Annotated in this window: 9 protein-coding genes and 3 pseudogenes (2 of these 12 cut by a window edge); 6 read left to right on the top strand and 6 right to left on the bottom strand. The window is 57.4% G+C overall.

Annotated elements, in window-relative coordinates:
• A pseudogene (locus A3H92_12060) lies at positions 1-60 on the top strand (outer membrane lipid asymmetry maintenance protein MlaD) (it extends 474 nt beyond the left edge of the window).
• Between the two features lie 41 nt (positions 61-101).
• Positions 102-434, top strand: a pseudogene (locus tag A3H92_12055) (hypothetical protein).
• A 432-nt stretch (positions 435-866) separates the two neighbouring features.
• Here A3H92_12055 and A3H92_12050 read toward each other — a convergent pair.
• The gene (locus tag A3H92_12050) at positions 867-1,538 is read right to left on the bottom strand and encodes a leucyl/phenylalanyl-tRNA--protein transferase (protein OHC73287.1); all 672 of its coding nucleotides are present in this window, start codon (positions 1,536-1,538) and stop codon (positions 867-869) included.
• A complete protein-coding gene (locus tag A3H92_12045; protein ID OHC73286.1) occupies positions 1,535-2,317 on the bottom strand; it encodes a hypothetical protein in 783 nt (260 codons plus the stop codon). Before A3H92_12045 ends, A3H92_12050 begins: the two co-directional genes overlap by 4 nt.
• 94 nt (positions 2,318-2,411) lie before the next feature.
• On the opposite strand from A3H92_12045, the gene A3H92_12040 reads away from it, so the two are divergent.
• Positions 2,412-3,602, top strand: coding sequence for a hypothetical protein (locus A3H92_12040; GenBank protein OHC73285.1), 1,191 nt, complete (start codon positions 2,412-2,414; stop codon positions 3,600-3,602).
• Here the strand turns inward: A3H92_12040 and A3H92_12035 are convergent.
• The 3 genes from A3H92_12035 to A3H92_12025 are packed head-to-tail and all read right to left on the bottom strand — an operon-like array spanning position 3,599 to position 6,813.
• On the bottom strand, positions 3,599-4,270 hold the full coding sequence (locus tag A3H92_12035; GenBank protein OHC73378.1) for a hypothetical protein: 672 nt from the start codon (positions 4,268-4,270) through the stop codon (positions 3,599-3,601). The two genes, A3H92_12040 and A3H92_12035, sit on opposite strands and share 4 nt — an antisense overlap.
• Before the next feature lie 25 nt (positions 4,271-4,295).
• Positions 4,296-5,132 (bottom strand): 2-oxoglutarate synthase, encoded by an 837-nt coding sequence (locus A3H92_12030; protein OHC73377.1) that lies wholly within the window; start codon positions 5,130-5,132, stop codon positions 4,296-4,298.
• Positions 5,133-5,148: 16 nt separating this feature from the next.
• Complete coding sequence (locus A3H92_12025) at positions 5,149-6,813, bottom strand: 2-oxoglutarate synthase (protein ID OHC73376.1); 1,665 nt, start codon at positions 6,811-6,813, stop codon at positions 5,149-5,151.
• Positions 6,814-7,272: 459 nt separating this feature from the next.
• Between A3H92_12025 and A3H92_12020 the strand changes: the two genes are divergently transcribed.
• The 3 genes from A3H92_12020 to A3H92_12010 all read left to right on the top strand — a co-directional run bounded on the left by A3H92_12020 (position 7,273) and on the right by A3H92_12010 (position 9,457).
• Positions 7,273-7,923, top strand: coding sequence for a hypothetical protein (locus A3H92_12020; protein OHC73284.1), 651 nt, complete (start codon positions 7,273-7,275; stop codon positions 7,921-7,923).
• The gene (locus tag A3H92_12015) at positions 7,920-8,528 is read left to right on the top strand and encodes a hypothetical protein (protein OHC73283.1); all 609 of its coding nucleotides are present in this window, start codon (positions 7,920-7,922) and stop codon (positions 8,526-8,528) included. Before A3H92_12020 ends, A3H92_12015 begins: the two co-directional genes overlap by 4 nt.
• Positions 8,529-8,971: 443 nt before the next feature.
• Complete coding sequence (locus A3H92_12010; GenBank protein OHC73282.1) at positions 8,972-9,457, top strand: hypothetical protein; 486 nt, start codon at positions 8,972-8,974, stop codon at positions 9,455-9,457.
• Here A3H92_12010 and A3H92_12005 read toward each other — a convergent pair.
• Positions 9,458-9,528 (bottom strand): annotated as a pseudogene (locus A3H92_12005) (pyruvate:ferredoxin (flavodoxin) oxidoreductase); it runs 3,424 nt beyond the window's last position.

The following is a 9,528-nucleotide window of genomic DNA, read 5'->3' as shown; positions in this document are numbered from 1 at the left end:
CACGTCTTTGGCATAGTTCGGATTTTAAGACGTGGATGCGCGGATCAAGTCCGCGCATGACGGGTGGGGAACAGATTGTATTTTTTAAATGTGTCTGTGTACTGGTCATATGCCTGTTCACCTGGCGGTCGGCGTCGGCTGAAATCTATGATATTGCCGTTCTTCAGGGCATGGACAAGGTAACGGCCAGAGTCTCCACCATCGAGGCGCCGGTCGGCGACACGGTGCGCTTCGGGACGCTTGAGATCATCGCCCGCGTCTGTAACAAAAAGCCTCCCGAAGAAACGCCGGAAAGCGCCGTATTCCTTGATATATGGGAGGTGCGCGAGGGCGAATCGGCGGTCGATCTGTTCAGGGGATGGATGTTTGCTTCCAGCCCGGCGCTGTCGGCCATGGAACACCCGGTCTACGATGTCTGGGCGCTGGACTGCAAAAACGCCGCCGACGTTGCGCCCTCGACCAAAGAAGCCGCCCCCTACACTCCCCCCGATGACGACCCGGCCGCAGACGATTCTCCGAAGGAAGAGGTAATGACGGAGTAGGCTGACGGCGCCGCTTCAAAAAATTCCTCCCCTTACGAAGGGGAGGCCGGGAGGGGTTTTGTTTTTATGACCACAGATGCACACTGATGAACGCGGATAAAATCTAGAGCGGTTTGTGATCGAATGGAATCATCCCTCTCACCCGGCTTCGGGTAAGGCGCATCGCGCCGACGCGCCAACCCTACGCAACCCTCTCCCCCCGCGATTTGCGGGGGGAGAGGGAAGGGGGAGGGGGGCGACGCCATCTGATCGGAAAGTGCTTTCTAACCTCTCCCAACCCCTCCTTGGCAAGGAGGGGAAAGCAAGGTCCGGTTGGATCAGAGTTCAGGCAAACATCTCTTCCAGCGCCTTGCTTTCCAGCGATGGGTCGATCTCGGCGGGAAAGGCGGCTTTGACTTCCAGGGCGGCGTCGAGGCGTTCCCGGTAATCACGCGCCGGGATTTCCTCCGCGCCGAACTTTTTCAGATGATCGGTCATGAACTGGGCGTCCAGCAGCACATAGCCGCCCAGCCTGAGCCGCGCCGCCAGATGCGCCAGCGCCACCTTGGAGGCGTCGGTGGTCGTGTGGAACATGCTTTCGCCGCAAAAAGCGCCGCCGACGGCGACGCCGTAAAGGCCGCCGATCAGCTCGCCTTCCAGCCGACATTCCACCGAGTGGGCGAATCCCATGTAGTGCAGTTCGGTATAGGCGCGGATGATTTCGTCGTTGATCCAGGTCTTGCGGCGGCCACGGACGGACCTGGCGCAGGCGCGGATGACCTCCCGGAAGGCGGTGTCGCAACTCACCTGAAATATTCCCTGGCGTATTTTTTTCTTGAGGCTGCGCGAAACATGAAAGGCCGCCAGGGGCAGGACGGCGCGCAACGGCGGATCGACCCAGAAGATGTCGGGATCGTCGCGGGACTCCGACATCGGAAAGATGCCGCAGGCATAAGCCTTGAGGAGCGTTTCCGGCGTCAGCGGCGGTCGTTCATAGCATGAACAGCCCTCGGTCATTTTACCTCACGGACGACGCGCAGGCCGATGCCGTAGCTGAAGGCGGCGGCGGGGAATTTGGCGCGATAGGCCGAGCGGACGTTGGTCGAGACATAGTACCACGAGCCGCTTCTGTTGACCCGGAAACGGCAATCGCCGTCAAGACGCGCCGAGCCGTCGGCGGGGGCGTTCGCATGGTCGGGACGCCAGCAGTCCTGGACCCATTCCCATACATTGCCGTGTACGTCATAAAGGCCGAACGGGTTGGGCTTGTACGTTCCCACCGGATAGGTCTCGTGGCTGATCGCGGGGGCGCAGGTCCGGCAATTGGCGTTGTCGTCGCCGACTTCGTCGCCCCACCAGTATTCGGTAACGGTTCCGCCCCGCGCCGCGTATTCCCATTCGGCTTCAGTAGGCAGGCGGTATTTATGTCCGGTTTTGGCGCTTAACCAGCGGGCATAGCCTTCCGCTTCATCGAAGGTGATGTTTACCACCGGCCTCTTTCCGCGCCCCCATTTATGGTCATCGGGGTTCTTTGAGCAGCCCCCCTCATCAAGGCAGACCGTCCATTCGTCGAAAGTGACTTCGTAGACGCCGATGGCGAAGGGATAGGCGATGGCGACCGGGTGAGCCGGTTTTTCGTACTTGAAGCCGCCGTCGTCCCCCATGGTGAAGGAACCGGCCGGCGCTACGACCATTTCCGGACATTGGGGACAATCGCGGAAGGCGGTCGGCGGCTCGACGGCGCCCGCCGGAGCGACGGTAAAGCTGAGCAGGGCAATGGAAATTTTTTTGATCATGGGAATCGAAGATAACCCGCGCTTTGATCATCATCAAGGTTTCCCCCGTCGCCCCCCGCTAAATTCAATCCTTGAACCATCAAGGAAACAGGCGATGCAGACCAACGCTGAACGGCCCCTTCTCATGCTGGCTTACGGATTCCGTCCCTTCTTCCTGCTGGCCGGAATATATGGAACGTTAGCCGTCGCCGTATGGACGGCGGCCTACGTCGGCGCCCTGCCCCTGCCCAGGACCTTTTCTCCCATGCTGTGGCATGGTCATGAGATGCTGTTCGGCTTCACCGCAGCGGTCCTTTCGGGCTTCCTGATGACGGCGATACCCAACTGGACGCAATCGTCGCCGGTCAGCGGCGGACGCCTTGCCGCGCTGGTCGCGCTGTGGTTTGCCGGACGCCTCGCTTTTCTGATGTCCGATTTTTTGCCTGCGGTGGTGACGGCGGCGGTTGACCTTGCCTTGATCCCCACGCTGGCGGTAATGGCGACGGCTCCGATATTCGCTATGCGGCAAAAGCATAATTATTTTTTCCCGGCGCTGCTGGCGGCTTTTTTTGTCGCCGATCTTCTCATTCATCTGGAAGCGATGGGCCTGACCGCCGCCACGGCTGAATCCGGCCTTTATCTGGCCATGTATGTGGTCGCCATGTTTCTGTCGCTGATCAGCGGGCGGATCGTTCCCAACTTTACCGCCGGCGCCCTCAGAATGCGCGGCGAGAACGTAGAGGCCCGCATCAGCATGCCTCTGGAGCTGTCGATTGTGGCCCTGATGATCGCCGTCGCCGTCGCCGATCTGGTTTTTGACTCCGCCGCAGCCGGCGGCGCATTGGCTCTCGTCGTCGCCGGGTTGCTGGCATTTCGTATGCTGAAATGGAACACCGGCAAGATACTGGACACGCCGCTGCTGTGGGTTCTGCATCTCGGCGTCTTGTGGCTGGCGACGGGGTTCGCCTGCCTGGGACTGGCCGACCTCACCGGCTTTGTGGCCAAGAGCACGGCCTTCCATGCGTTGACCATCGGCGCCGGCGGGACCATGGCGTTAGGAGTCATGACCAGAGCGTCGCTGGGCCACACCGGTCGCCCGTTCGTGTTGGCCAAGCCGATCCCGGCGGCTTACATCCTGATTTCCCTGGCTGCCGTTACCCGCGTGTTCGCCCCGGCAATCATGCCGTCGGCCTATCAGGCCTTTATCGTCGCGGCGGGATTGATGTGGGCGGCGGCGTTCGCCATCTTCGCCATTGTCTATTGGCCCGTCCTGACCGGTCCCCGCGCCGATGGAAAGCCCGGTTAATCCGTATCGCCGCCCCGGCAATATTCATGCAGGCTGCGGATATTATTCAGGGTGACCACGTTGCCCTTGGTCTCGACGCCGTATTTCCTGAGCTTGGCCAAGGCGCGGGACAGGCTTTCCGGCTTCATGCCCAGGCGGGCGGCGACCAGCGATTTGTCATAGGGCAGCCGCACTATTGACGAGCCTTCCGTCGATTCGCTCAGGGAAAGCAGGAACCCCCCCAGACGTTGGGGCGTCGATCTCGCCTGTAACTGTTCGATGTGAAGAACCAGCCCGCGCAGGCGCATCGACAAAGCGCCCAGCATCTTCAGGGCGACCTCGCTGTCCCGGCGGAGGATCGCCAGGAACGGCTTGGAGGGAATCTCCAGCAGCCTGGCGTCGTCCACCACCTCGGCGCCGGCCGGATAGGAGCGTTCCAGGAACATCGCCGCTTCGGCCACCGTGTCGCCGGGCTTGAGCACGGCCAGCACGGTCTGGGCGCCCTCGGAGGTGTCGCGGTAAAGTTTCACCCAGCCGTCAAGCAGCAGATAAATCCGATCCGCCGCGTCGCCCCGCACGAACAGGAGCTTGCCGCGACTCTCCGTAACCACGCGGGTGTTTTGCAAAAGACGCTCAAGAACGGCGTCGGACAGCCCACAAAACAGCGGCGCCCGGCGGACAATTTCCATATCTTTTTGGGATAGAGCGTTCATCTTAAATAGCGAACGTCTTTTCGATGTCGGCGATAGTCGCCTTGGGCGCCGTGGGCGGCGCGTAGGGAGGCCTGTCGCTGACGAACAGCACGCCGATGTTGAACCCTTCCTCGTCCATCAGGCGCATGCTGGCGCGAACCGGATCGACGGCCGGCTGGGACGGCGCCGGACGCACCTTGTCTTTCCATTCGCGTTGTTCGGGGTGATAGGTGACGCAGGGGCTGAGTACTTGCAGGAAAGAGAAACCGGGATGGCGCACCGCCTTGACGATCAGCTCGGCGACGCCGTCGGGATCGCCGGAATAGCCTCTGGCGATAAAGGTGGCTCCCGCCGCCAGGGCCATGCCCAGGGGCTGAAACGGATCAACGCCGGTGCCGTGCGGGGTCAGCTTGCTTGCCTTCCACTCGATGGCGGTGGTCGGCGACGCCTGACCTTTGGTCATGCCGTAGACCTGGTTGTCCATGACGATATAGGTCATATCGACGTTGCGTCGGCAGGCGTGGATGAAATGGTTGCCGCCGATGGAAAAGCCGTCGCCGTCGCCGCCCGTCACCAATACGGTCAAATCGGGACGCGCCAGCTTGAGGCCGGCGGCCAGCGGCAGGGCGCGACCGTGAACTCCATGGAATCCGTAGACGCTGGTGTAGGCCGGAATCCGCGATGAACAACCGATGCCGGAAATAACGGCGGCGTTTTCGCGTTTGATCTTCAGCGTGGACAAGGCCCTGGTGATGGCGGCGAGAACCGAGAAATCTCCGCAGCCGGGACACCACACCGGCTTGTAATCGGATTTGTAATCCTTCGGCGAAAGCGGGCAGTCCTCGTTAACGGAATCCATATCCATATTGAATATCCTACTTCCAGTTTACGAGCAGATCATGGATTTGGCCGGGCCGGATCGGCAATGGTCCCGGCTGCTTGAAGACCTTGACCTCGCCTTGCAGATCGTAGTGGGCGCGAAGATAGCGGTGGAACTGCCCGGAGTGAGTTTGTTCGACGACCAGCAGCCGCTTTACTCCCTTTATCGCCTGATGGAATTTTTCGGTCTGCGCCGGCAACAACAGGCGTATGGAAATAAGGCGCGTATTCACTCCTTCGGCGGCGGCCCGCGCCTGCGCCTCGCGCACCGGGTCGGTGGATGATCCCCAGGTGACGATGGCGGTGTCCCCCTCGCCGACGATATCGGCCCAATGGCGACCGAAATCATGGTCGGTCAGTTTGCGTTGGCGCTTGTCCAGTTGTTGCCGGTGATGCTCGGCCTGGGCGGACGGCTTGCCGTCTTCCGTATGCTCCAGTCCGTCGGCCACATATTCGGCGTTCGGGACGCCGGGGATGGCCATCGGCGAGACGCCGGAAGCGGTCAGGGCATAGCGCCGGTAGTTTTTCACCTCCGCCGTGATGGTTTCACGCCTGGCGACAAAGGCCGCATCGGCGGGGCGGTCAATAAGCATGCGCGCCTGACCCAGCGCCTGATCGGAAAGAACGATGGCCGGGCATTGAAGAGCCTCGGCCAGATGCATCGACCATTGGGTGGCGAACAGGCAGTCATCCACCGAGTTGGGCGCCGTCACTATGTGCGGGGCGTCGCCGTGCAGGCCGTAGACGGCGATATTAAGATCGCTCTGCTCCGACTTGGTGGGGATGCCGGTTGACGGTCCTCCGCGCATGACGTTGACGATAACGACCGGAACTTCCGAGGCCACCGCCAGACCGATGCTTTCCATCATCAAAGCCAGCCCCGGCCCGGAGGTGGCGGTCAGCGCCGGCACGCCGCCGAACGAGCCGCCGATGATCATGTTGATCGAGGCCAACTCGTCTTCGGCCTGAACCAGGACGCCGCCCAGCTTTTCCAGATTGGGTGCCAGCCATTCCAGCATGTCGGTGCTGGGGGTTATCGGATAGGCGGCGACAAAACGAAGGCCGGCGCGAACGGCGCCCAGCCCCGCCGCTTCGTTGCCGCTGATGTTCCAGCGTTCGACCTTGGGCGCCGGTTCGGCGATCTTGAGGCGGCGCTTCATATCCAGCCCTTGCGCCGCGTCGCGTCCGGCCTTGGCGCTCAGTCGGTTGGCTTTGAGGATTTCCTCGCCCTTGCCTTTGAACAGATGATCCAGAGTCTCCGTCAGCGCCGTCTCGGGCAGGGAAATCAGGGCGCTCAGCGCGCCGAGGCCGACCATGCTTGAGCGGCCGCCGGCAATGCCTTTCGCCGTGTCTTTCAGCGGCAACTCGGCAATGCGGGCGCCGGCGGCGATGACGATTTCGGGGATATCTCCCGCCGCCGGGTCGCAAATGACCAGACTGTCGCCGTTAAGGGGAACCTCGGCGGCGAAGCGCTCGAAGTTGACCCAGTCGTAAGCGACCATGATGTCGAAGGCGTCGTCCAGCGAGCCTACCGGACGTGATCCCAGACGAATGAAAGCCACCGATTCGCCGCCGCGAATCTGCGGCCCCGCCGAGCGCATCATCAGCCCGTACCAGCCGGCGTGCGCCGCCGCGTCCAGAAAGATATTGCCCGCCGTCACCACGCCGACGCCGCCGCTGCCGATCAGGACAACGGATATGGTCTCGGATAATTCAGAACTTTCAGTCATTGGGTATGTCCCGGGAACATCCGCAATCAAAGCCGGCTTATTATAGGACCGGAATGTTACAGGCGTGTTGCGAATTTTTAATCTGATATTTCCGTCAAACTAAATCACTCGGGCTTGAGCGGGACCAGCGTTGGAAAGAGTTTATATTTTGCAATCAGGCGGTCGCCGGACTGTGGCCTTGGTAAATCGCCTTTATTTTTCACTTCAAGTCTATTATGAATACGGAAAGACAAAACGTACTGTACCCTACCTTCTTATTTGGTTTTTTGTCGTTAGAGACACGAGAAACTGGCAGTGGCAACAACACATCATCGTCCTCTGTATCCTCGCCCTCCGATAACGGAAGCGGTTATTGAGTTACGCTTTAAATCTGCCTGTTCGGACAGCAACTTGGTTAAAATATCCAAGTCGTTTAAAAAGCACTATCCCGGGCTGGGGAAATTTACGGCCTATGAGATGCTTTTTAATGTAGATGACAAAGGCGTGTCTTCTCAGGTTAAGGATAAGGTGGATAGCTATAAGCTTGCATCCAATGATCAACAAGAAATTATCTTGCTTTCCCCAAGAAGTATTGTGATTTCTCAGATTGCGCCTTACCCGGGATGGGACAATTTTTTTACGCGATTTGAAAGAGATTGGGGCATCTTCAAAAAAAAGCATAAATATAGTGAAATATCGAGGATCGGCGTTCGCTTTATTAATAGAATTGATATTCCTAAAAGTGACCATGCTACCGAAGAAAGCGAATTTCTAACAATTTTTCCGCAATATCCGAGTGAATTCGGCCCTTGCAATAAATACGGGCTAAGTATTTCATTTCTGATTAATGACATAAATTGTAATTTTTCATTAAATTCATCTGTTATATCATCGCCGATTATAAATCATATCTCAATTTTGTTAGACATAGATATTAGCCGTGAAAAAGAAGTTCCTCAAAACGACAAGGAAATTTTTGTGCTACTGCAAAAGATTCGCGATGAAAAAAACAAAATGTTTGAATTATGCATCACGGACAAATCTCGTAGGCTTTTTCAATGACCAGATTTACATCAAGCGGCAATTTCATTATTAGCAAACAAATTCCTTTGGGTGTGAACCTGACGGAACTAATGAAAAATGCGGTTAGCCCGGAAACAAACAAGCTACTCGAACAGGCCGTTTTTGATTCATCCCGATCTTCATCAGATATAGGGGTCAGCGAAGCAACCTCCTTGGAAGACCGTATATACCAAGCATTGGCTGGCGCCAAAATTCTGACTTCTACGTTTGCGATGCATCTTGATGACGACTGGCGCTGCAAGCTTTTTTCTCAACTTGATTCTTTGCATGATCCGATTGAATGGGAAGAAGGCGACAAGCCGATTCAGAAAGAATCATTTATTACATTCCTGAGACTTTGGCTTTTTATTCGCCCGGCCAAGCGTCCGGGCCTTGGACTTTCATTTAACGGCAATCTTATTGCTGCCTGGACAGAGGGGCAGAATCGCCTGACGATTGAATGTTTGCCGAATGATGCTGTTCAATTTGTTCTTTCAACGGAATTGGGGAAAAGAATCGTACGCACAGCAGGCGACTGCGACGTAGATCAATTATTGGCTTGTTTAGGCCCTTATGATCCTGGCCGCTGGTTTCGCCGTGGCTAATAAGCCCATCCCCGATGAACATCACGTTTTACGTTATGCCGCATGGGGAAGGCTAAGGCGTGATGAAGATGGTCAAGTAATCGGTATTTTGCCTCAGGCATTACGGTTGCGTGATAAGGAACCATATCTTTCCGTAACCTGGGTTGAATTCTTTCAAGGAAATCGAAATGGAAAAATTGCCAATGCGATCACCGCAACACGCGCCTCTATTGGTATTAAGGCACAAGCTAAAGGTATTTTTGCCCTCGGAAATGTCGCCGCGCTCCATAAAACTTGCAAGTCTCAAGCTGTATCTGCACAAGTTCTTCATAAAAAAACGGCGTCAAACCCCGGTCATTCAGGAATATACGGCTTGGACAAAGCAGAAAATAACCTGCTGAGTTTGCTTGCAGATGAGGTCTTTTCCGAATTGTATCCATAATTAGGCCTGTAGTAAAAGCGCCGTGACAACTTTTATTCCTTTGATCGTCGCCGTCGTTATTGCCGTCTTCGTCAGCCAAGCTGCGGCCGGCGACATTCGGTGCCCGGCCCCCCCCTTGAAAAGCGGCCCGGATTTTTCCCTTCCCTGCATTCTGCACAGCCCGATTCCCGAAACTGACGATGTGGTCTATTTCGGCTCGGGGTCTTTCGTCCTGTCCAAGGATGCGAAGGCGATTCTTGATCGGCAGGCTGAAATTTTACTGCAAATTCCGAACCTGATGATCGAAACGATCGGCTTTGTCGATATCGCGGAAGCGCCCGCCGATTCGGAAAAAGCAGAATTGGGGCGGAAACGGGCGGCGGTCGTGCGTGAATATCTGATCGGAAAGGGCATCGACGCGGGCCGGGTGACGGCCTCCGGCCGCGACTATGCGCCGATCATTCCCCGCCGGCAAAATGAAGAAACTCTCGCCGCCATGCGCTACGTTAGGACAATAGTCCGGGAATAATCACTCGGGCTTGGGCGGGACCAGTTCGGCCAGCTTGCCGTAGACGGCATGGCGGCGTTGCAGGACGTCCT

This window comes from Rhodospirillales bacterium RIFCSPLOWO2_02_FULL_58_16, from assembly GCA_001830425.1.
Lineage (GTDB): Bacteria > Pseudomonadota > Alphaproteobacteria > Rhodospirillales > 2-02-FULL-58-16 > 2-02-FULL-58-16.
Note: the sequence above shows the minus strand (reverse complement) of the source record. Positions and strands in the feature narration are given on the sequence as shown.